16 protein-coding genes are annotated in these 23,582 nt (G+C 39.2%); 11 read left to right on the top strand and 5 right to left on the bottom strand.

The features are described from left to right. The first annotated feature begins 124 nt into the window (after positions 1–124). From ACXAGS_RS00930 to ACXAGS_RS00905, 6 genes are all read left to right on the top strand, one after another. On the top strand, positions 125–1,003 hold the full coding sequence (locus ACXAGS_RS00930) for a sugar phosphate isomerase/epimerase family protein (RefSeq protein WP_474903764.1): 879 nt from the start codon (positions 125–127) through the stop codon (positions 1,001–1,003). 452 nt (positions 1,004–1,455) lie between these two features. After that, complete coding sequence (locus tag ACXAGS_RS00925; protein ID WP_474903762.1) at positions 1,456–1,644, top strand: hypothetical protein; 189 nt, start codon at positions 1,456–1,458, stop codon at positions 1,642–1,644. A 367-nt stretch (positions 1,645–2,011) separates the two neighbouring features. Then, on the top strand, positions 2,012–2,410 hold the full coding sequence (locus tag ACXAGS_RS00920; protein ID WP_474903760.1) for a VOC family protein: 399 nt from the start codon (positions 2,012–2,014) through the stop codon (positions 2,408–2,410). A 144-nt stretch (positions 2,411–2,554) separates the two neighbouring features. Beyond that, positions 2,555–3,862 (top strand): outer membrane protein assembly factor BamB family protein, encoded by a 1,308-nt coding sequence (locus ACXAGS_RS00915; protein WP_474903758.1) that lies wholly within the window; start codon positions 2,555–2,557, stop codon positions 3,860–3,862. Between the two features lie 255 nt (positions 3,863–4,117). Continuing rightward, positions 4,118–5,785, top strand: coding sequence for a hypothetical protein (locus ACXAGS_RS00910; protein WP_474903756.1), 1,668 nt, complete (start codon positions 4,118–4,120; stop codon positions 5,783–5,785). Positions 5,786–5,821: 36 nt separating this feature from the next. Beyond that, positions 5,822–7,981, top strand: a complete 2,160-nt coding sequence (locus tag ACXAGS_RS00905; protein WP_474903754.1) for a prolyl oligopeptidase family serine peptidase — start codon at positions 5,822–5,824, stop codon at positions 7,979–7,981. 158 nt (positions 7,982–8,139) lie between these two features. Here ACXAGS_RS00905 and ACXAGS_RS00900 read toward each other — a convergent pair whose 3' ends face one another. Beyond that, positions 8,140–9,444 carry an alpha/beta hydrolase family protein gene (locus tag ACXAGS_RS00900; protein ID WP_474903752.1) on the bottom strand — a complete coding sequence of 435 codons (1,305 nt, stop codon included), beginning with the start codon at positions 9,442–9,444 and terminating at the stop codon, positions 8,140–8,142. A gap of 174 nt (positions 9,445–9,618) precedes the next feature. On the opposite strand from ACXAGS_RS00900, the gene ACXAGS_RS00895 reads away from it, so the two are divergent. Together ACXAGS_RS00895 and ACXAGS_RS00890 are read left to right on the top strand one after the other, a co-directional pair. After that, complete coding sequence (locus tag ACXAGS_RS00895; RefSeq protein ID WP_474903751.1) at positions 9,619–10,359, top strand: SDR family oxidoreductase; 741 nt, start codon at positions 9,619–9,621, stop codon at positions 10,357–10,359. 19 nt (positions 10,360–10,378) lie between these two features. Next, positions 10,379–11,776 carry an NAD-dependent succinate-semialdehyde dehydrogenase gene (locus tag ACXAGS_RS00890; protein ID WP_474904784.1) on the top strand — a complete coding sequence of 466 codons (1,398 nt, stop codon included), beginning with the start codon at positions 10,379–10,381 and terminating at the stop codon, positions 11,774–11,776. Between the two features lie 621 nt (positions 11,777–12,397). Here ACXAGS_RS00890 and ACXAGS_RS00885 read toward each other — a convergent pair. Together ACXAGS_RS00885 and ACXAGS_RS00880 are read right to left on the bottom strand one after the other, a co-directional pair. Then, complete coding sequence (locus ACXAGS_RS00885) at positions 12,398–13,126, bottom strand: hypothetical protein (RefSeq protein ID WP_474903749.1); 729 nt, start codon at positions 13,124–13,126, stop codon at positions 12,398–12,400. A gap of 517 nt (positions 13,127–13,643) precedes the next feature. Beyond that, complete coding sequence (locus ACXAGS_RS00880) at positions 13,644–15,065, bottom strand: Gfo/Idh/MocA family protein (RefSeq protein ID WP_474903747.1); 1,422 nt, start codon at positions 15,063–15,065, stop codon at positions 13,644–13,646. A gap of 106 nt (positions 15,066–15,171) precedes the next feature. On the opposite strand from ACXAGS_RS00880, the gene ACXAGS_RS00875 reads away from it, so the two are divergent. The 3 genes from ACXAGS_RS00875 to ACXAGS_RS00865 all read left to right on the top strand — a co-directional run bounded on the left by ACXAGS_RS00875 (position 15,172) and on the right by ACXAGS_RS00865 (position 22,285). Beyond that, the gene (locus ACXAGS_RS00875) at positions 15,172–18,312 is read left to right on the top strand and encodes a WD40/YVTN/BNR-like repeat-containing protein (protein ID WP_474903745.1); all 3,141 of its coding nucleotides are present in this window, start codon (positions 15,172–15,174) and stop codon (positions 18,310–18,312) included. Between the two features lie 274 nt (positions 18,313–18,586). Beyond that, the gene (locus ACXAGS_RS00870; protein ID WP_474903743.1) at positions 18,587–18,955 is read left to right on the top strand and encodes an endonuclease domain-containing protein; all 369 of its coding nucleotides are present in this window, start codon (positions 18,587–18,589) and stop codon (positions 18,953–18,955) included. Positions 18,956–19,153: 198 nt separating this feature from the next. Continuing rightward, positions 19,154–22,285, top strand: a complete 3,132-nt coding sequence (locus ACXAGS_RS00865) for a WD40/YVTN/BNR-like repeat-containing protein (protein ID WP_474903741.1) — start codon at positions 19,154–19,156, stop codon at positions 22,283–22,285. Between the two features lie 72 nt (positions 22,286–22,357). Here the strand turns inward: ACXAGS_RS00865 and ACXAGS_RS00860 are convergent, their stop codons facing one another. Next, entirely contained in the window at positions 22,358–22,897 is a 540-nt protein-coding gene (locus ACXAGS_RS00860) for a hypothetical protein (protein ID WP_474903739.1), read from the bottom strand. Between the two features lie 9 nt (positions 22,898–22,906). Further along, positions 22,907–23,467, bottom strand: a complete 561-nt coding sequence (locus tag ACXAGS_RS00855; protein WP_474903738.1) for a hypothetical protein — start codon at positions 23,465–23,467, stop codon at positions 22,907–22,909. Between the last annotated feature and the right edge of the window lie 115 nt (positions 23,468–23,582).

The raw sequence follows: 23,582 nt of genomic DNA, 5'->3' as shown, positions 1-23,582 counted from the left end.
ACAGCCCAATGGCAATTGGTTGCTTTCTAAGCTAAGATTTTACAACTAGAGTTAGAGGTTAGCGTTTTGTTGTATTATTGTTATAAGTTGTTATTTTTCAGTTATTAAAGTTAAATTAAGTAAAATGAAAAGCCTAAGAATTAGTACAATTCTAATTGTAGTATTGCTACAAATTTGTTCTTGTGAAACAAAGCCAGAACAACTGGTAAATACCAGTGATTTAACACCTTGGTGTATAAAAGGGTTTGATGCATTAGAAAGAACACCAGAACAGCGTATAGAACTACTTAATAAGATGGGGTTTCATAAATACGGCTATAATAAAGGGGATGGAGATTACAGTCAAATGCAGAAAGAATTTAATTTGGCAAAGGAAAATAATATAGAAATAGTATCTGTATTACTTTGGTTAAATGCTACTAGAGACAGCATAGGCAAATTGAGTGAAGCCAATGAAGAATTACTTAGCAACTTAAAAAAAGCAGAACAGAAACCAACTATTTGGTTGAGCTTTAGTAACAATTATTTTAAAAATCTTAGTGATGAAGCGTCTTTAGATTTTTCAATTAAAATGGTAAAGTTTATTAAAGCAAAAGCAGATGAATTAGGGTGCAAAATTGCTTTGTACAATCACGGAGGTTGGTTTGGTGAGCCAGAAAATCAAATTAAAATTATAGAGCAAATAAAAGATGATTCCATTTCCATAGTATATAATTTTCATCATGCTCATGAGCATATCCAAGATTTTAATGCAATTGCCAAGAAAATCACACCATATCTATCTTATGTAAACTTAAATGGAATGGCTAAGGGCGGCCCAGAAATAGCGCCAATAGGGGATGGTAAACATGAATTAGATATGATTAAAAGCCTTAAAAAGCAAGGCTATAATGGGCCATGGGGTATATTGGGGCATATTAAAACAGAAGATGTAGAAGTTGTTTTGGAGAGAAATATCGCTGGCTTAAAACAATTGAATGCTGAGTACATAAAGAATCAGTAAAAAAATACATATACACTAAATCAAGATAATCTGAATGAAGCTGTACCGTGTGGGCCATGTAAACAATCTTAGCTTGTAATTTAATTTATGGGTGGTTAAAAATTTAAGTATTACTTTTTTTAATATCCCATCAGGCATCGCGTCTAAGAGGATAGCCTTCTTGTAATTGTAGCAATCTCTAAAAATGTAACCTTCCCCGTTTTCTGCAATTGATGATTCAGAAGCTGTAAGTTGGAGGAAAGTTCAAAAAAGGATTTTCTGCCCGTCTAAGATTTAGAAGTTTTATCCAAAAGAGATATCCGTTATTACGGATATCTAAAAATAATGGTATATATCCATCACATGAAGGATATTCAATTGTTGGCAACAATTTAGCCGAAACGTGTGAAACTAAAATCTTAATGTAACAAATACTTTAATTGAGTTACTAATTTTTTAAAATCTATAATCAAATGAAAAAAATAACGAAAAGAAGAGCATTAATTTTATTATCAATTGGAATGCTTGTAATTGCAACTTCACAAATTTTATCTCACTTTTTTGAATTACCTGATTTTGCAAAGGGTTCTTTTATCGGAATTGGAATCGGACTTTTACTTACTTCTTTAATTTTCGGAAATTTCAAAACTGTTCGTAATTAGAAGTGAAAAAAAAAGCGAAATTGAATATAATAGGCGGAAAGGAAAACTCTTTTTTTAAATTACACTGTCCAAAATCAAACGAACTCAATTAAATATCAGCACAAAAATAATTTAAAGAACTATTTCGGAATCTGAATTTGAAGAATTAAACGGAAACTAGAATCTTATTAGTTACGAAAAAAAACGGCATACAACAAAGAACTGAGGTAAAAACCAACAAATTTCTGCATTAAATAGGGGTCTACTTATGTTAGCTAAATCTCTCACAGCTATATAGTTTGGTGTGCACCTGTAAAGTTAGAGTTAACCCATGCAGGTAGTTATAACTTAGACCCTTGCAAACAAACAGATAAACAAAAAAAATATAATGGAATTTGACCGCACTGGAATAATACTATATACCCTAGAATACGATAAATGCGTGGCGTTTTATGAACAGATGTTAGGACTAAAAAAAATGTTTGAAAGTGAAAACTTAACCTGTTTTGAATTTGGACAAGCATACCTAATGGTAGAATTGGATGATGCATATGATGGGCAAGAAACCGGAACAGAACGGACAAAAATGTGCTTACGGATGAATGTCCCAAACGTAAAAATACTTGCAGATAAGTTGATTTTGAATAATGTAGCAGTAGATTATCAAGAGCATACTTGGGGTACAATTGCCAAATTTACGGACCCAGATGGTAATCTATGCGCATTTAAAGACAGCTTAAAATTTGAAAAACAAATCTCGGATTTTAAACATGCTGAAGGACTTTAACAGGATAGTCAGTTTACATTATGGTTAATAGTTATACAAAATTGTAATAGTTATCCATTTCATAATAGTATAGTAATAACTTAATAAAGGGTTGTATAAAAGGGTGTTATAGTTTTATTAGTTAATAGTAACAAATATATTGACATGTATATTTTCAATTTAAATCGCAACTCAACTACCAGAAAATTAGTTGTAGGTCTGTTAATGGTTTTAGCTATAGCATGCTCTAAAGAAAATGACCTAGAGAATGTTACAGGAAAGGACAAGGAAGATGTGGATACTAAAGCACCATTAGTATCTGGTGACCCTACCAACAATGACTTTATTATTACTTCTTTAGATGAAAAGTTATATGCTGTAAATGCTAAAACAGGGGAGGAAGAAAGTATTTACACCTTTCCCAATTCAACAGATCTTGTCAGACTTGCAGATTATGATGATGGCAACTTATATGTTACTACAAATAATAATGCTGTAAACGCTATAAATTTGGCCAATAAAAATCTACTGTGGAGTACCCCAATGCTCAATTACAATACAAGTAGTTATGGAATAACACCGCCTGCTTGTGTAGACGGCATATGCTATGCGTCTGGCAACTATGGTGTTGTAGTAGCTTTAAATCAAAATACAGGAGAACTTTTATGGTATTATTCAACAGATATCAGTGGCGATTTGGATAATGGCTTAAACGAGAATGTGACCCCTGTAGTACATGGAGATAAGGTGTTTGTGCTGTCAGAAGAAAGCTTTTATGGGTATTTCCCCGTCTATTTACATATTTTAGATAAGGCAACAGGGCAGTTATTACAAAAGATTGAGTTTCCAGAAGATATACAAACCATTAATGAACCTTTAATTGTAAACGATGTTCTTTACATATCTGCTAGAAATTTATACGCAATAGATTTACAAAGCTTAGCGGTTTTATGGGTTTTTGAAGCTAAAAGACTAGGAGATGTACATATTCTTAACAACAGGTTAGTAGTACAAGGAGAGCCTCTGAGGGATACCGTATATGCTTCGCTTTTCTGTCTGGATGCCCAGACGGGTCAATTACAATGGGAAATTGAAACAGGTTTTAAAGCCATATGGGCGCCAATTATTGTAGAGAACGTGGTTTATGGTCTTTATGACCGAGGTAATAGTTTAACTTTTAATGATGTAAGACCTTATGCAGTTTCTTTGATTGATGGTGAACAACTATGGTATAGGGATGATATCTCCGTAGACAACAATCCTGTATACGCCAACGGACAGTTATTTTATCATGGGCATGCCATTAATTATACGGATGAAATCGAAAACAATTCAGGATTAATCGCATTAAATGCCAATAATGGTAGTATAGATTGGTTAAACCCTGTTTTTAAGTATGGTACTTCAATGACTCCATTAGTAGTAGGTCAAAACGGTGTATTTGGTCCCTCCTATTACAGAGGCGGGAATTAAATTGGGACTTAAAAGTGAAGCCGTAAACCTAAAAACATGATGTATTCCCATTTCAAGTTTCAGTAGTACGCCAATAGGCCACTTCACCTAAAGCTTGGACCCGCCTAATTCAAGATGCTCCAAGACCTAGGGAAAAGAGCTTTCTTGCAATATTGTAACACGATTTTGGTATATTTCCGTAATAATCCATGTGTTAAGGTAAATCCGGTTATTATCCTGCTTAGGCACCAAACAAATTAAAACCACCAAGACTATATGAGAACCACTACCGTCCTTCTCCCTTTTTTACTAATGCTATTGTTCAGTTGTAAAACCGATAAGAAAGAAAAGAGCGAGCAAACCAAAACGGAACAACAGACCACCAACGATTATCAGGATTTAGTAGCACTGTTTAGTGATTGGAGAAGCTTTGAAACGCCTCCGGCACATGATGGTGCACCCGATTATAAAAAAGCTACGTTTGCCCAACGAATGCCGGTTTTTGACCAATTACGAGCACGCCATGCGGCAATTGATACTACGGGCTGGTCCATCCCTAATAAAGTGGATTGGATGGTAGTTTGGGCAGAGATGAACGGTTTTGATTTTAACCATCGTGTACTAAAACCATGGGAGCGAGACCCAGCGTTCTATAAAACCATTTGGACCGCCAAAAGTGATGTGCCAGCGCATGAAGGTCCCACGCATCATGGTACGTTGGAGTTATGGACCTATGAATTTCCGCTGAGCGATGCTGCACGAACAAAAATGCTCAAGGAGCTGGCCGTGATTCCATCACTAAACACACAAGCCAAAATCAACCTAACAGGTAATGCCAAAGACCTTTGGATAACGGGTATCAGAGATATTAAAACCCAATCAGAAGTACTAGAAAAAATGAAAAATGCTGCAGGAGTAGCTGCTGATAAAGCCGTGATGGCTGCTATGGATAAAGCCCAGACATCCACAAATCAACTGGTAGAATGGCTAGAAGCGCAATCCGATAAGAAAACAGGTCCTTCAGGTATTGGTAAAGAGAATTATACCTGGTATATGCAAAATGTGCATTTGGTTCCGCTTACTTGGGAAGACGAAGTAATGATTCTCAAAAGAGAACTTGCCCGTGCGTGGTCGGCATTAAAATTGGAAGAACATCGCAATCGTAATCTCCCGCAATTAATAGCCGCAGATACGCCAGAGCGTTATGATGCCTTGGCCAATCGCGCAGCCAAAAGCTTCATGAACTTTTTAGCGCAGGAAGAAATTTTAACGGTTAAAGATTATTTTGAGCCTGCTTTAAGAGAGCACTTAGGCACGTTTGTTCCAGAGGAAACAAGAAACTTTTTTTACATCACATCGCATTATGACCCTCGCCCACTATTTTCTCACTTTTACCACTGGTTTGAACTGGCTAGAATGGAAAATGAGCCTAACCCAAGTGCAATTAGAAAAGGCCCATTGTTGTACAATATCTTCGATTCTAGAAATGAGGGTACGGCCACGGCTGTAGAAGAAATGTTTATGGATGCTGGCTTGTATGACGATGACCCTAGAGTACGGGAGATCGTCTATATTATGATGGCACAAAGGGCTGCCAGAGGACTAGGTTCGCTTTATGCGCATGCCAATGAAATGACTATGGAAGAAGCTGGAAGTATACACTCAGAATATACCCCTAGAGGGTGGATGAAAACGGAAAAAGAACTATTGATATTTGAGCAGCACTTGTATTTAAGACAGCCGGGTTATGGTACCAGCTATATTACAGGAAAATACTTGTTAGAAGCCGCAATGGCCGCATATGCGCATAGCAAAGAGCAAAAGGGAGAAACCTTTGAACTCAGTGAATTTTTTGATGGCATCAATGGCATTGGTAATATCCCTGTAGTGTTAACCCAGTGGGAAATGACGGGTAATGCAGACCATATGATTATGATGCAATAAGTAGATTTTTAGCTAATTTTTTTTTGAAGTAAACGCATGAACTATATTTCTTTTTGGCAAAAGTGGGCAATTACGGGCTTTTTAATAGCGATAACATTAACCGTTACAGCACAAGAAACAGCCCTCACACTTAACGCTATCTTTGACACCCCAAAACTTACAGGAACAACGCCATCAAAACCTGTTTGGGCACCCAACAGCGAGCACTTTGCCTTCTCTTGGAGCAAACCGGGCACCTCAGGTCGAGGTTTGTGGATATCCTCAAAAGATGGGAATACCATGCGCCTTTTATCCAATACCGAATCTGCGCCAGTGCGCGATATGGTCTGGGTAAATAAAAATACCCTTATTAGTCTACGCGGTAACAATCTATGGCAAACAGGACTGCGTAATGGAGAAGATGTAGAATTGATGCCAGTAATGGAAGGTGCGCATCACTTGTCCATATCCCCAAACGGCAATCAGTTGGCATATATTAGCAAGAGTGATTTGTGGCTTGCGGACCTAACCACCAAACAAAACCATCAACTTACTAAAATTGGAATTGCAAGTCTGTCTAATCTAGGAAAAGGGCGTTATAGTAGAGCTGAGCGCGAAATTGGTCCGGGTATTTGGAGTGGGCCAACCTATAAATGGGCTCCAGATGGGAAACAAATTGTTTTTCATGCTGTGGATAGGCGTGAGATGAAAAAGGTACCTTTTCCCAATTATCTTGATGCAGAAACCAACCCCAATGAAGTACGCAGAAGTTACCCGGGTGATGCCAACGAGATACGTAGGGTGGGACTGCTCAACATAGAAAACACAGAAATAACCTATCTAGATTTGCCAGACCCAAGTGCGAATCAGATTATCGATTTTAACTGGTCGCCAAGTGGTTCTTTACTTATTGATGTTGCCTCTGATACTGCTGTAGATCGTAAACTTTTTGTTGTAGCTCCTGATGAATCCCAAGCCCGTGAGATTTGGAATGGCGTGCGTGAGAGCCGTATGTACACCTCCTTTGGGTCTAATTGGCATCCAGATGGGCAGCAGATTGTTTTTTTAAGTGATATGAATGACCGTTATGGGCTTTATACCATTGACCCCTTAAACGCTAAAAGTAATCCAAAACTCCTAACGGATCCTTCTTACGATGCATTATCCGCGCCAAGCATTGCTGGCGATATGCTATTTTATACAGGTAATGGGGTTAATCCGTACGAACAGCACGTATATCGTTTAGATGCATCCGGTGGTAAACCGGAACAAGTAACCCGTTTAGCTGGCCAAAACGTTGGTTATCCTTCACCAGATGGCCAGAATTTGGCAGTATTGCATAGTAACGACACTGCTCCCCATGAGCTCTATGCAATAAGCGATAAGAATGGCAACGCTAAGCGAGTAACCCATTCGCCTTTACCGGCCTTTACGGAAAGAACATGGACAAGCGCAGCATACGTTACTTTTCCCAGTCTTGTAGATGATTATACGCTGCATGCACGTATACTAAAACCTAGTAACATGAAGCCAGGCAGAAAGTATCCTGTAGTTTTTGGACCTGTATATTCCAATACCGCTAGGAATCGCTGGGCTGGCAATTACAGTCTGGTACAGCAACTGTTGGTGAATAAAGGGTATATTGTGGTGCAGGTAGATTCGCGTGGCAGTAACGGTTATGGTAGGGCATTCCGTGAAGCGTTTCTGTTAGGCTTTGCCGACCAAGACATAGAAGATTATGCAAGTGCGGTTGCTTACTTAGAGTCGTTAGATTACGTAGACCCCAATCGTATTGGTATCTGGGGCAGCAGTTATGGTGGTACGCTCTCTGTGTATTCGTTATTAAAGAAGCCTGGATTATTCCAAGTAGGCGTTGCTGCAGCTGCGGCTGTGGACCCAGTGTTTTTTGGTACAGATGATGTTGCTATCGTGCGTACCCCACAGACACATCCCGAAGTTTTTGAAAGAAAAGCAATTAAGTACGCAGGCAATTTGCAAGATAAGCTCTTGTTTATCCACGGTATGCAGGATCATGTGGTTCCTTTTAAGACTACGGCCACTTTAGCAGAAGAATTAATTAAACAGGGTAAAAATTTCGATTTTGCTTTTGCACCGGGAGCAACACACGGATGGAGTCGTGAGCCCAATTACGACCGCTACCTCTTTGGTAAACTAATAGAATATTTTGACAGATACTTGGCCGAGCCATCTAAATAGCCCGTTAATAGTGTCTTGCCTAGATTTATTGGAGCATTAATCCATAGGGTTTGTTTACAAAACTTCTGTAATTTATAGAGCAGATGAGCAAAAACAAACCCCATACTTTATTATCAAAGTATGGGGTTTTGTATATAGTTGTAATGTAAAGCTAGATTTTACTCTGCTGGTTTTTGGTGTAACAACTCTAAACCAGTAACAGACCTTTCTTTAAATCCTTTCCAATCCGTTTTGTTATCGCTAGTCTCTAAATCTAAAAACGCATCATTGTTTTCACCTTTAAGATGACGGCCCAAAAACGCGGTTATAAAATGCTGATTGATATTATTAATTCGTCTGGAATCCCATGCAGGTTCTGCATAGCGGTAATATTCATCAAAATGCAATGCAAGATTTAAAGCTTCTTTAGGAGCAGGGTTGGGTGCCACATTGTGTCTGGCATTGGCATAGGTTAACAAGTACCTATCGCTATTGATTGCTTCTTTATAAATTGCTTTAATCCCGTTTTCGTATCCAGAAATATCGTCTTTATCACCAGTAATAAAAAAAGTAGGCACTGTAATTCCTTTAAGATTATCTGCGGTCCATACTCCTCTTTCTTTTCCCCATGGAGCAAAAGCGACTACAGCTTTAATTCGGGCATCTTTTTGGTTTTGGTAGTCAGCATTACTAGCCAAATTCACCCTAATAGCATCACTCCCTTTAGTCATCGTTTTAAAAAACGCGCCTAAACCATCGCTATAACCACCACCTGCAACATTTAATACGCCATAACCACCCATGGAATATCCTATTAAGGCAGTGTTATTGGTATCTACCAGATTTTCCAATACCATATTGGAGCCTTTTTTAGAAATAGCTTCAATGGTATTTAATACAAATCTAATGTCTAGCGGCCGGTTTAAAAGGGTGCTGTAAAAGGCGTTGGCATCTTTAAAAGTACTATCGGTATGCGCTATAGCTACTACTACATAACCTTTGGAGGCTAAGTTCTCCGTTAAATACGTCATTAGGTACCTAGATCCAACATAGCCATGAGACACAATAACTAGTGGATATTTCTCTAAAGGCTTTTCTGGGATAGCATCTCTCAATGCTCTACCTTTAAAAGTAAAGGGTATCAGCGGTCTAAGGCTGTCGCCAGCAAACCCCATATAATCTTGGTATGTTGTGGTAGCACGGTTTCCCTTTTTGTTTACCGGATACCAAACCTCTGTGGTTAACGGTCTAGTGTACCTAACCGTTTTATCTCCCGTGGAGTTTAAAATATCTACCTGATTAGGATTTTCAAATTGCATGGTTTTTACTCCTACAGTGTATGTTCCTCTAGGAGCCAATTCTGGCGCATCTGGTAAAGGATCTCCATAAACAAATTCTTGTGCTGTAAGGGATAATAGACTTAAGTTAAGTGTAAGCAGTAATAGCATCCAATTTTTACTATTGGATAAGGCAGTTCGTTTCATTTGTGTTCAGTTTTAGTACTGGTAAGATACGTAACAAGAGAATAATGTGGTCTGCGATTCTAAAGTTTGACTGGCCATATAATCTGTGTTCTCAGCATATCCGTCAAGGAAAACGGTAATCGCACTAAAGGGCATGCTCAATTCGTGGCAACTTTGTAAAAAAAGAAAATTGCTATGAATTTAGAGAATAAAGTAATCGTAATTACAGGTGCCTCTAGTGGTATTGGTGCCGCAACGGCAAAGCGCTTAGCAAAGGCAGGCGCCAAAGTTGTACTTACTGCTAGGAGAGAGGAGCAGTTGCAAGATTTACAAGATGAAATTAAAAAGAATGATGGTGAAGCCCTAGTGGTAGTAGCAGATGTTACCAATAAGGACGATATGCGCCAAGTGGCGGCAAAGGCAAAAAGTGCTTTTGGGACTATAAACGGAATTATAAATAATGCTGGTGTAATGCCACTGTCTTACATAGATAAATTAAAAACGGAAGAATGGGACCAAATGGTTTCTGTAAACATTAACGGGGTTCTTAACGGTGTAGCCGCAGTGTTACCTACTTTAATGGAAAACAAAGGTGGTCATATCATCAATATATCTTCTAGTGCGGCGCATAGTTATTTTCCAGGTGGTACGGTGTATTGCGCAACAAAGGCGGCAATTAAAATGTACTCTGAAGGCTTGCGTAAAGAATTGGCCCCTAAGTATGGTATTAACGTAACGTCTATAGAGCCGGGATTTACCTCTACAGAACTAACGGATACCATTACAGACGATGATATTTTGGATATGATGAAAGACATGCAAGAAATGACTCCGCTACAAGCAGAGGATATTGCAGAAGCTATTTATTATGCCATGGCACAACCACAAAGAGCTAATGTAAATGATGTTTACGTGATGCCTACAGAACAACACTAGAATTTAAAAAAGAAGAATGATGGAGACGATAACAATAGAAACACAAAAAATAGAAACTACAAATCCTGCAACGGGCAAAGCGCTAAGCAGCTATCCACAAATGACGGACGTAGAAGTGGCAAACGCCGTGCGCAATAGTCATAAAGCCTATACCTCTTGGCGACACAAATCGTTAGAGGAGCGCGGAGAAATTATCAAGAATATTGGTAAAAAGCTTTTGGAACATACAGATGAGCTAGCGCAATTAATGACAGATGAAATGGGCAAGCTTTTATCTCAAAGTAAACACGAAGTGGAGTTATGCGCAGCAATTTGTGAATATACGGTAAATAAAGCCCCAGAGCAGTTAGCATCAGAAAAAAGAGAACTGATGAACGGGGGCGAAGGTATAATCACCTATTCTCCAATGGGTGTAATCTACGGTATACAGCCATGGAATTACCCTTCATACCAGGTAATTCGCTATGCAATAGTCAATTTAATGGCAGGGAACACGGTGCTGTTAAAGCATGCTAGTAATGTTACCGGAACCGGTAAGTTGTTAGAGAAAATTTTTAATGAGGCGGGATTGCCAGAAAATGCTTTTCAAGCCTTAGTTATAAATCACGACCAGTCCGATGCTATCATCAATAACAACTTGATACAAGGTGTTACCTTAACGGGTAGCCCAAGTGCAGGTAGAATCATAGCGGCAAAGGCAGCCAAAGTGTTGAAGAAAACTGTGATGGAGCTGGGTAGTAATGATGCTTACTTGGTTTTGGCAGATGCGGATGTAGAAGCTGCTGCCGAAGCTTGTGTAAAAGGTAGAATCTACAATAACGGGGAAACCTGCATCGCGGCTAAGCGTTTTATTGTGGTAGATGCCGTTTATGACGAATTTAAAAAAGCGTTTGTCAGCAAAATGAAGGCGTTAAAAATGGGCGACCCAAACATGGAGGAAACTGAATTGGGCCCAATGGCCCGTAAAGACTTAAGAGAAGAATTACACCAACAAGTAATAGAGAGTGTGGAAAAAGGAGCCGATGTATTATGCGGTGGACAAATGCCACAAACGGATGGATACTACTATCCAGCTACAGTCTTAGAAAATCTAGAGCCAGGAATGCCTGCGTTTGATGACGAATTGTTTGGCCCTGTAGCTTCGCTAATAAAGGCAAAAGATACAGAAGATGCCTTGCGTATAGCTAATGATAGTCAGTTTGGTTTAGGTGGTGGAATCTTCACCAAAGACAAAGAAAAAGCAATAGAATTGGCGCAAAATTATTTTGATACCGGAATGGTATTCATTAATTCCTTTGGATTGGCAAATCCAGAAATGCCATTTGGTGGTATTAAAAACTCGGGTTACGGTAGAGAACACGGCGGTTTTGGTATGCGCGAATTTGTAAACGTAAAATCAGTTATCCTTTCTGAGTAGAAGGATATGTATTGTGATGGTGAAAAGAGGGCTAATAGCCCTCTTTTTTTGGTATTGCTCAATTTTCATTTTGATAAGAAAAGCTGTTTTAAAGTACAAGGCTAACGGTAAAAAGTAAGAAAGAAGAGTGAATCAGCTTATTATCGTCATTTCGATAGGATTAGCAAAGCTACGACTGAGAAATCTCTTTGAAAGTATATAGTATAAGAAGTACGAAGTATTAAGTACGAAGTATCGTTTTCCTTTGTCATGCTGAACTTGTTTCAGTATCTGGTTTTTAAAGTTATAAGATTATCTTCTTTGAAAACAAATACAGCTGCTCCCATTAGTAAGGGGAGCTGTCCAAAGGACTGAGGGGTCTGTTTTTTTGAAGTAAAAAGTAAAAAGTATTAAGTGTCGTTTTTTTCGTCATGCTGAACTTGTTTCAGCATCTTTTTATGATGCCTAAACTGCCAAATAAAAAAACCACAGCTTTAAACTGTGGCTTTTAGTCTTTTATGGTTTACTCAAACACGGCACTCGTTGCAAACGAGCGCTAGCGGGGGAATCCATTTTACCAGAAGTTGTAGTAGTGCAACAAATAATAAAGACCATTTGAGATTATTTACCGCAGCAGCACAGCTACTGCGGAGCGGGGGTAGAAGAGGATTGACTTTTAAAATACTCTTCAATTTTCCTCACATCATTAAGGACATAGTCATTTCCTTCAAAAAGCAGCATTATTCTTTTCAATAGCAAATTGGTATCTTCTCTTTTCAAAAGGTATGATACCACAACACCGCTCAAAACCTCCCTTTTACCATAGCCTTTTTTAAGCTCTTTCTGCTTTTCATCTATCTTTAGTAATGCATCGTCTACTTTCAACACCTTTTCATTGATGTACTCATGTATTCCTTCCAAAGAACTTAGTTTTTCAATAAAAGGTAGGCCAATTAATTCCATGAATCGAATATGATCAGATGCAATAGGTTCAATATCTGTATTAATTTCTACTCGATAGTAATAGGATTTCCCGTCTGCTCCGTGATCGTTTACAAAAGGAGATTCAAAATCTTTAAATCCAAACTCATTTGCAAAGTCCAAATCTAACACCCTAATTATGGTATTGTTTTTCAAAGACTTTGGGAAAATGATTGATAACACGTTTGATATTTCTTTGTTTTCAAGGGTGATACTCGGTCTAAAGACAAGTGAGTCTACACCCTTACTCGTTTCTCCCCAGAAAATCGAAAAGTCATTTTTTAAAAACTTTGAAAGACCTTTTTTGAGCTTAAATCCTCTATTGATATAGAAACTTGAAATAGCGCCTAAGACCTTTTCATTTATCTCTTGACTTAGCTTTTTATCCAAAATTTTAATTTTTAATTGTTACCACTGACTTAACAGTAGTCTGCCCCGCTCCGCAGCAGCTGTGCTGCTGCGGCAGAAAACATAAAAGTAAGTAATCAGAGGTAATATAAAACGAAACAGATTAGTTACTTCGTAACAATTTTTTACATTGAGGCATGCAAAACACTGGACAGCAATAGCAATTTATGAAATAGTAATTCTCATTACTACAACAATAAGATGCTGAAACAAGTCCAGCATGACGAATACAACCTGTACTTTTTACTTTATAGTCCAAAAGAGATTTCTCAGAAATAGTTAGGCTATTTCTTTCGAAATGACGCCATAAATTTCTTTAAAACGAGAAGCTGAAACAAGTTCAGCATGACGAATACAGACAATACTTTTTACTCAGTACTTTATACTTCTTGCTCGGTACGGCACTAGTTACAAACTAGCGCCAGCGAGGTTATTTCTGTGAAATCATAGCTATATAGTTAAATATAACTTAGGTATAACTATGATTATCTATTGCTAATTAAAAACTTCGATATTCACCGGACAAATATATGTTTGCTTCTTCTTCCTTAAAACGTGCTGCTTTTGCGTCCCAATGTAAGGTTTGGTTTGGAAATCGGCCTGCAATTACCCCTAGGAGTATGGTTTCTGTTAATCGTCCGGCATAAGAAAATGGCGCCGAGCATGTATCCGTTCCCAAACAAGCGTCTACAAACTGATGGTAATGTTTAGGACCTTGGGTTTCATAATTCCGTATGGGACTTCCCAATTGGTATTGCTGGTCCAATGCTTCAATCTCCTTTGTAATATCAACATATTTTCCACGAACTATTTTCCTGGGTAATTGCATAAAATGGGGCAGCAACAACCGCCCTTTAGTACCTACGAACATGGCGCCTTGTTCTGGCAATTCGTTCAACGCAGCTGCTTTGGCATCCAAGGACATTTTATCCTCCATACTGGTTTTAGACGCAACATTTTTTTTATCGGTCATTCCGGGCAGCACTAAATCTTCATGAAGCGTTGGCATACCGGGTCCGTCATACCAAATCCATTTAAGGGTTTTATCGGTGTATGGCGTGCCAGGAAACTCATAGGTAACCTTATTGTTTTCTGGGAAACCAAACCCGGTACTGGGCCTGCATTCGTTTTTAATGGTCATAGGAACGTCTAATTGTAAGGCGTTGTAGGGGGTGTCAAAAATATGAACGCCCATATCGCCCAAAGTGCCACAGCCATAGTCCATAACTTTTCGCCAATTACCAGGATGGTACTGGTTATCTTTAAAAGCACGGTAAGGAGAAGTACCTAGCCACAAATTCCAATCCAATTGGTCGGGTACGGCATCTTCCCCACTTGGCGCTTCGCCATCAAACCCCCAATTTTTTGGGCTCCAAGCATGCACCGTGTGTACCTTGCCTATAATCCCAGACTGTATCAATAATGTGGCTAATTTATAATCGTAAAAAGAATGTACCTGTATACCCATCTGGGTAATGAGGTTTTTATCATTGGCCAATTGCATCATTTTTCTAGACTCGGCTACATAGTGTGTCAATGGTTTTTGGCAATAAACGGCCTTGTCCATCTCCATGGCCAATAAGGATGCGGGAGCATGGGTATGGTCTGGTGTTGAAATGATAACAGCATCAATCTCGTCTTTCATTTGTTCCAACATTACCCTATAATCAAAAAAGATTTTAGCCTTTCTGTGCATTTTGTGGGCTTTGGACAGGTAAAGAGCATCTACATCACAAAGGGCAACCACTTCTACGTTTTTATGTGAAGAAATGGCAATTAAATCTTCCCAACCCATATTGCCCACGCCAATATGTGCAGTTCTAAGCTTTTTGTTTGGCTGTTGTGCATGTAATAAAGATGGTGCAAGGGCAACACCCAGCGCGCCAGCTCCGGTGGTTTTAATAAATTCTCGTTTGTTCATTGGTCTGGTTTAAGTTATAAGTAGCTTAATTTACAAAATATGGCACAATAGAATTGTACTTGTTTTTCATTACTTTTAGGACTGACTAATTCAACTTGCTTAAAAAATGAGAACCACGCTTAAAAAAATGGGCATTCTATTATGTGCCCTTGCTTTGGCTATTCCTACTGTCCAAGCACAACGCAGAAAAAAACAAAATCAAGACACAGCACCTAAAGAAGAGCTGTATTCTAGTTTGGAATACCGCCTGGTAGGTCCTTTTCGTGGTGGGCGTTCTGCCGCGGTAACGGGTGTGCCCGGAGAACCTAACCTTTATTATTTTGGTGCTACTGGCGGTGGCGTTTGGAAAACCCTAGATGGCGGTAGGTCTTGGAAAAATATATCTGACGGCTATTTTGGCGGTAGTATTGGAGCCGTTGAGGTTGCTAAAAGCGACCCTAATGTAATTTATGTTGGCGGTGGGGAAAAAACCCTGCGTGGCAACGTATCTAGTGGTTACGGTATTTGGAAAACAGAAAACGGGGGTAAAACTTGGGAAAAAGCCGGTCTAGAGAAAAGTAGGCATGTACCTAGGCTACGTGTACATCCTACGGATTACAATACCGTATATGCTGCAGTGTTGGGTAATATTTATAAACCCACCAAAGAACGTGGTATTTACAAAAGTACCGATGGTGGTAAAAATTGGAAACAAGTTTTGTTTGTGAATGACCAAGCTGGTGCGGTAGATTTAACCTTTGACCCCAACAACCCTAGAATTTTATATGCTTCTACGTGGCGCGCGCAACGTACACCTTATTCTTTAAGTAGTGGTGGTGATGGTTCTGCCTTATGGAAAAGTACGGATAGTGGTGAAACATGGACAGAAATTTCCAAAAACGAGGGTTTTCCAGCGGATACCTTAGGAATTATAGGGGTTACCGTATCGCCAAAAAATAGTGAACGCGTATGGGCTATCGTAGAGAATAAGGAAAAAGGTGGTTTATACCGTTCGGACGATGGTGGTAAAACGTGGAGTCAGGTAAATAGCGAGCGTAAACTACGCCAACGTGCCTGGTATTACACCCGTGTGTATGCAGATACGGAAGATGAAGATGTAGTGTATGTACTTAACGTACGCTACCACAAGTCTACCGATGGCGGTAAATCATTTAAAACCTTCAATGCTCCCCACGGAGACCATCATGATTTATGGATTTCTCCAGAAGATTCTAAACGAATGATTATTGGGGATGATGGTGGAGCTCAAGTTAGTTATGATGGTGGTGAAACGTGGAGTACTTACTACAACCAACCAACAGCACAATTTTATAGAGTTACTACAGACAATGCTTTCCCATATCGTATTTATGTGGCGCAGCAAGATAACAGTACGTTGCGAATTAACCACCGTTCTGACGGTAGCTACATTAGCGAGGCAGATTGGGAGCCAACGGCAGGGGGGGAAAGTGCGCATATAGCGGTGGACCCTCTGAATAACGATATTGTGTATGGGGGTAGTTATGACGGATTTTTAACTCGCGTAAACCACGATAAGGGTACTACTAGAGGTATTAACGTGTGGCCAGATAACCCTATGGGTGCGGGTGCAGAGGCGATGAAGTATCGCTTTCAATGGAATTTCCCTATCATTTTTAGTAAGCACGACCCTAAAAAATTGTATACATTTTCTAACCATGTGCATTTAAGCACCAATGAAGGGCAAAGCTGGGAATTGTTGAGCGATGATTTAACACGTAACGACCCTACCAAACTTGGTTCTAGTGGAGGGCCCATTACCCAAGACAATACCAGTGTAGAGTATTATTGTACCATTTTTGCTGCAAATGAAAGTCCGTTAAAAGAAGGTCTCCTTTGGGTAGGTAGTGATGATGGTTTGGTGCATATAACCCAAGATGGAGGTAAAACATGGAAAAATGTTACGCCAGCGGGCATGCCAGAGTGGATGATGATCAATAGCATTGAACCTTCCGCTTTTGATGAAGGTACGTGCTACGTGGCAGGTACACGCTATAAGTTGGGCGATTTTGCACCCTACTTGTATAAAACCACGGATTATGGGGCTACCTGGACAAAAATAACGAATGGTATAAACGATGAGCATTTTACAAGGGTGGTTCGTGAGGACCCAAAACAAAAGGGCTTGTTATATGCCGGTACAGAAACAGGCATGTACATTTCTTTTAACGATGGTGCTTCTTGGAAACCTTTTCAGTTAAATTTACCTATTGTGCCTATCACAGATTTGGCCATTAAAGACAACAATCTAATTGTGGCCACGCAGGGACGTAGCCTTTGGATGATAGATGATTTAACCGTGCTACATCAGTTGGCAAATACGGATAATGGAAGCGCGGCCAAACTTTTTGCGCCTAAAGATAGTTACCGTACCAAAGGTAGGGCAGCCTCCAAACCAAGTTTATTGCAAGGACAAAACCACCCTAATGGAGTAGTAACCCATTTTTATTTAAAAGCTTTTGATAAAGAAAAAGATACGGTTCAATTAACCTATTTAAGTAAATCTGGGGATACTTTGGCCATGTACAGCAGCATAGCAAAAGATAAAAAACAGGCCCTAAAAGACCTTAAAGCCGGTGGTAATACCCATGTTTGGGATACCCGTGGTAAAGGTGCGGAAAAATTAAAAGGAATGATTCTTTGGTGGGCCTCCTTAGAAGGGGCAAAAGCAGTTCCAGGGGAGTACAAGGTAAGTCTTAGTGTAAATGGAAGCACACAAACGGAAAACTTTAAAATTTTGCCGGACCCTAGGGCAGAGGTTTCTGTTGCCGATATGCAAAAGCAGTTCGATTTTATAACTAGTATTAATGAGACCATAGATAGGGCGCATCAATCTATAAAAAAGATTCGTGCTATAAATACCAAGCTAGATGCCTTTGTAAAGCAGTACAACGATAATTCGGCCACAAAAAGCTTGGTAGAGAAGGCCAAGGGTATGAAAGAAAAGTTTGGTGAAATAGAAAAAACCCTATACCAAACCAAGAATAGAAGTAATCAAGATCCGTTGAACTTCCCAATTCGCCTGACCAACAAGCTTGGTCACCTGAACAGCCTTGTCAGTATAGATGATTTTCCACCAACGGCACAAGATATAGCGGTTAAAAACGAGATGACCGCTAAAATTGAAGCCCAATTAAAGGCTTTTGATACCTTGGTAGATGAAGAAATGAAGGCGTTTAATGCGGAGTTTAATCAGCTTGGATTAAATTATTTGTCTATTGAGGAATAGTCGTAATTTCTATCCTTTCAGTTAAGTGAAGTACTTAATAGAAAGATAATTTATAACCACCCCGGTTAACGCCATCCCTCCTTAAAGAAGGAGGGGACAAGTGGATGATAACTTAGTACTTTAAAGATATATGCATTTAATTTTAGGTCCTCCCTTAAGTTAGGGGAGGTGCCCAAAGGGCGGAGGGGTCTGTAAACAGTTTAGATTTGTCCTCTCTTAAAATAGGCGATAAGAAGAAATTGCAAATTATTCTTTATGATATCAATATAATTTGATGAATAGGAAAGTTCATAATCTCAAGAAGTTAGAAACGTATAGGAAAGAACTTAGAAACAACCCGACCAAGGCGGAATCGAAGTTGTGGAAAGTTTTAAGTAACAGTCAACTAGAAGGAAAGAAATTTAGAAGGCAACACAGTATTGACAATTATATAGTAGATTTTTACTGTCCAAGCGAACGATTAGCAATAGAAATAGACGGGGGTATTCATGAAAATACGGTTAACCAAACTTATGATTATGAAAGAACAACAAATTTAAATAAGTACGGAATTCGGGTTTTGAGATTTAGCAACGAAGCGGTTATTAGAAATATAGAGCTTGTTCTGGAATCTATTAAAAATGAAATTAACGGTAAGATTTAAGAACCACCCCGGCTAACGCCACCCCGCCTTGAAGAAGGAGGGACAAGTGGATGACAACTTAGTACTTTAAAGATAAATGCATTTAATTTTAGGTCCTCCCCTAAGTTAGGGGAGGTGCCCAAAGGGCGGAGGGGTCTGTAGAACGTGGTGTTTATTAATTTGATAAACAATCAATCAAGAAAGATAATTTCAAATAAAATGAATATTAAAAAAGCTGTTTTACTACTAGCGTACATGGCAATCACTGTCACTTTTGCCCAAAGCGCCAACGATTATTTTAAGCCACTTAAATACCGAAATATTGGTCCGTTTAGAGGTGGGCGTTCTGTAACGGCAACCGGTGTTATAGGAGACCCGCTTACTTACTATATGGGTACTACGGGTGGTGGTTTATGGAAAACAGCAACAGCTGGCCAGCGATGGGAAAATATATCTGATGGTTATTTTAAAACGGGTTCTGTAGGTGCCGTTGCTGTCGCTCCTTCCAACTCGAACATTGTTTACTGTGGAATGGGAGAGCATGCGCCACGTGGCGTAATGACATCTTATGGCGATGGTGTTTATAAATCTACCGATGCCGGTAAAACGTGGAAGCATATTGGGCTTACCAAAACCCAACATATCTCTCGTATTATTATTCATCCTACAAATCCAGATATCGTTTATGTGGCAGCACAAGGTGCTTTACACCAAGGGAATCCGGAACGTGGTATTTATAAATCGGTAGACGGCGGTAAAACATGGAAAAACATCTTGTTTATAAATGAGCTTACTGGAGCATCAGAATTGTCTATGGATGCTAATTATCCAGAAATTATGTATGCTGCAATGTGGGAACACCAACGCAAACCCAACATGGTAGTAAGTGGTGGTGCAGGTAGCGGCCTTTACAAGTCTACGGATGCTGGTGAAACCTGGTCCAAAATTCATAAAGGTTTGCCAGAGGAAAAAGGTAAAATGGCCATTGCGGTTAGTGGTGCCGATTCCAATAAAGTTTATGCGTTGATAGAGAGCGATTCTAATCAAGATAAGGGCGGATTGTTTGTTTCAAATGATGCAGGTGCTTCTTGGCAAATGGTGAGTGGTGATAATCGGTTGGTACAACGCGCGTGGTATTATATTGAAGTTTTTGCAGACCCTAACGATGCGGATACGGTGTATGTGCTAAGCGCATCCGCCTTACGTTCTACCGATGGTGGTAAAACATGGGAAACCTTATCAGGAACACATGGAGATTATCACGATTTATGGATTAATCCAGCCAATTCCAATAACATGGTTATTGCCAATGACGGTGGTGCCGCGGTGAGCTTTGATTTTGCAAAAACCTGGTCGCCACAAGACAATATGCCAACAGCACAGTTTTATCGTATTAGTGTAGATAATTTATTCCCCTATAATATTTACGGAGGGCAGCAAGACAATACTTCGGTACGGATTGCAAGTAGGTCTTTGGGGCGTTCCAGTATAAGTGAGCAAGATTGGACCTATGCAGCAGGTGGTGAAAGTGCCTTTTTAGCGTTTGACCCAGATAATCCTAAATATGTTTTAGGAGGAAGTTATTTAGGCACAATTGAAGTGTTAGATATGGAAAGTAAGGCTTCTACCCAAATTATGGCAGCTCCTATACAGTATCTAGGACGGGAAGCCCGTAACATGAAATATCTTTACAATTGGAACGCTCCCATAATTGGTTCCAAACACGAACCAGGTACATACTACCATGGAGCACAGTTGGTATTGCGTACACGCGATATGGGTAAAAATTGGGAAGAAATCTCTCCTGATTTAACGCGTGATATTGATGAAAAGCAAGGCAATGGTGGCGGGCCATATACGAACGAAGCCGTTGGTGCTGAAAATTACGGCACCTTGGCTTATATGATAGAATCACCACACGAAAAAGGCGTGCTGTTAACAGGGAGTGATGATGGGTTGGTGCACCTTACCAAAAATGGAGGTGAATCTTGGGAAAATATCACACCTAAAGGAATAGGAGAAGCTTTGATTAATGCTATTGAAGTATCGCCACACGACCCTGCTACCATTTACATAGCAACAACGAAGTATAAGTTTAACGATTATACCCCGGCCATTTACAAAAGCACCAATTACGGCACATCTTGGGAGAAAATCAACACGGGAATTCCCTACGGAGCCTTTACCCGTGTAGTTCGGGAAGATACTAAATGTAAAGATTTGCTGTATGCGGGTACCGAGCTGGGCATGTACATTTCTTTCAACGGTGGTGCTAGTTGGGAACCTTTTCAGTTGAATTTACCCACTACGCCTATTTTGGATTTAAAAGTTCACGAGCGCGATTTAATCGTAGCGACTTCCGGTAGGTCTTTTTGGATTTTAGACGATTTGGATGTACTAGCTACTTATGAGAAATCGAGTAGCAGAGAAGTAAAAATCTATCAGCCAGACGATGCCTATTTGGGTTCTTGGGGTAGTCCCATGAGTGGTAATACCGATAAATTTAATGGAACACATCCTTTTGAAGGTATTAATCCAGCAAATGGAGTGGTGTTGTATTACGAGTTGCCTAAGTTGGATGATTCAGCAAACATCACTTTAGAAATAGCTGACAATAACAACAAATTGATTCGTTTCTTTACTTCGGAGAAAGATTCAACCTATGTGCCCCACAACGGAGGAAGTGCCCCGCCAGCGCCTAGATTACCTAAGAACGAAGGGTTAAATCGTTTTGTGTGGGATATGAAGCATCCCATAATGCCAGGTGTGCCAGGGGTGTATATTGAAGCAGGTTTTACTGGACATAAAGTGATTTCGGGCACCTATAACATCATTCTTAAAGCGGATGGAAAAACGGTTACGACCAAGGCGGTAATTAAAAAGATACCCACATACAATGTTTCTGCAGAAGACTATCAGGAGTTTGGTGCTTTCATGAGTGCTATGGAGCAGGAATTGTCCGCCATGCATCAACAGGTAATTAGATTGTATAAAATTCAGAAAAAACTGAATGGTATTTTACCTAAAATTAACGACAAAGAATTAAAGCAAAAGGGAACAGCGTTGTTAGAAAAATTGAAATCTTGGGATGAGGAGATGGTACAACGTAAATCGCAAGCTTATGATGACGTGGAGAATTTCCCCAATAAGTTTACTGCAGAGTATCTGTTCCTAATTAACCAAACCAATAGTGATTTGCCAAGGGTAAATACCGCTAACAAACAACGTAAAGCGGAATTGGATAAACAGTGGCAAATGCTAAGGAGAACTGCAACAGATTTGGAACAAAACGCTATACCAGCTTATAATAAATTATTATGGGATGCAGGTATTGGTGCGTTGAGTTTATAAGCAAGCCAAAGCTTTAAAAATTGGGCTTGTAATTAAATGGAAGGTGTGTTTTTTAAACAAGCTTCCATTTTTTTATTCAATTACCTTGAAAAAATATTCTTGCGTAGTATTTACGCCAATGTTTTGAATAGTTAAGTTAACCTTATTAGGAGAATAATCGTAACTGCTAAAATAAGCGACATTAAAGTCTAACTTAAATTCTCCAGCTTCAACCAAAACAATTGCGGTGGTAGAGATGTAAGTTTCAGTCTCAGAGTTATAGCTTGCTAAATTGGTTTCCCCATCAGGTGAATAATAGTTACTTTCTTCGGTAAAGATTCTTTGATAACTATTGGAGAAACTCGAAAACTTACTGAATTCTACATCATAGTGAAAATTAGTTGCTCCTGTACTTTCAAAGATGTCTAAAAGATTTGGTTGCCCTTCTTCCGGAAGGTAACGGCTAAATTCGAGCGTAAAATAAATGGTATCTCCTACTTGATAGTTTTCTTGATTTTCAAAGGTAAATGCATCTTCGATAGTAAGTGGTGGAGTATAAAAATCATCATCAGAGATACAACTGCCAACTAGTATTAAACCAATAAGGCTTAGGATTCCAAATAATTTTTTCATAGTTATATTTTAAAATCTATATCCAATATTTATCCCTGATTGCGCGGTTGAGATGCCCCAATCGTAATCGTAATAGGAATTTCTTCCTACTATATCGCCTCCTAAACCAAACACCAACTCTAATGAAACACGTTTTTTGAACAACAAAAATTCTTGACCTATAGCAACTCCCATAGCAAGATTGGTATAATTATTTATACCTCTTCTATAAACTCCAAAACCGGCTGCTGTGGTTTCTCTATTAATACCGTCATAACGGCCACCATAAATGCTTGCAAATCCTTGAATAAAGAAACTTGTGCGTTGTGTTCCTCTTACATACCATCTTGCAAAAGGTGTAATTTCATAATCACGTGTACCATCGCTATAACCATCCGTAAAATCTTTGCTACGGATGCCGTATCTGCCGTACCAAAGTCCAGCTCCTGCAGAAAACTTTTTGCTAAATCTGTTTTCATAAACTAAATAAGCTGATGCGTCTGCAAGTAGATAAGTGGTATTTAGCGCTATCTCATGCTGGTAATCCGGAATAGAATCTTGACTGTGACTATGGTAAAGGTTTCCTATCAAAAAAGCGAAACAATAATATACTAGAGGTATATTTTTAGGTAATATTGCCATATAAAGTAGCTTGGTTTTTACTAAGATGTAAATAATTAAGATAGGATGCTTTAAGAAATAGTTA

Source organism: Croceivirga sp. ABH4_376, from assembly GCF_056160685.1.
Note: the sequence above shows the minus strand (reverse complement) of the source record. Positions and strands in the feature narration are given on the sequence as shown.

Bases quoted from the DNA above. Each gene is read 5' to 3' on its own strand.
- ACXAGS_RS00915 (WP_474903758.1), top strand. From the start codon at position 2,555: ATGTATATTTTCAATTTAAATCGCAACTCAACTACCAGAAAATTAGTT.
- ACXAGS_RS00870 (WP_474903743.1), top strand. From the start codon at position 18,587: ATGAATAGGAAAGTTCATAATCTCAAGAAGTTAGAAACGTATAGGAAA.
- ACXAGS_RS00865 (WP_474903741.1), top strand. From the start codon at position 19,154: ATGAATATTAAAAAAGCTGTTTTACTACTAGCGTACATGGCAATCACT.
- ACXAGS_RS00930 (WP_474903764.1), top strand. From the start codon at position 125: ATGAAAAGCCTAAGAATTAGTACAATTCTAATTGTAGTATTGCTACAA.
- ACXAGS_RS00905 (WP_474903754.1), top strand. From the start codon at position 5,822: ATGAACTATATTTCTTTTTGGCAAAAGTGGGCAATTACGGGCTTTTTA.
- ACXAGS_RS00925 (WP_474903762.1), top strand. From the start codon at position 1,456: ATGAAAAAAATAACGAAAAGAAGAGCATTAATTTTATTATCAATTGGA.
- ACXAGS_RS00860 (WP_474903739.1), bottom strand. From the start codon at position 22,897: ATGAAAAAATTATTTGGAATCCTAAGCCTTATTGGTTTAATACTAGTT.
- ACXAGS_RS00920 (WP_474903760.1), top strand. From the start codon at position 2,012: ATGGAATTTGACCGCACTGGAATAATACTATATACCCTAGAATACGAT.
- ACXAGS_RS00875 (WP_474903745.1), top strand. From the start codon at position 15,172: ATGAGAACCACGCTTAAAAAAATGGGCATTCTATTATGTGCCCTTGCT.
- ACXAGS_RS00880 (WP_474903747.1), bottom strand. From the start codon at position 15,065: ATGAACAAACGAGAATTTATTAAAACCACCGGAGCTGGCGCGCTGGGT.
- ACXAGS_RS00900 (WP_474903752.1), bottom strand. From the start codon at position 9,444: ATGAAACGAACTGCCTTATCCAATAGTAAAAATTGGATGCTATTACTG.
- ACXAGS_RS00890 (WP_474904784.1), top strand. From the start codon at position 10,379: ATGGAGACGATAACAATAGAAACACAAAAAATAGAAACTACAAATCCT.
- ACXAGS_RS00895 (WP_474903751.1), top strand. From the start codon at position 9,619: ATGAATTTAGAGAATAAAGTAATCGTAATTACAGGTGCCTCTAGTGGT.
- ACXAGS_RS00910 (WP_474903756.1), top strand. From the start codon at position 4,118: ATGAGAACCACTACCGTCCTTCTCCCTTTTTTACTAATGCTATTGTTC.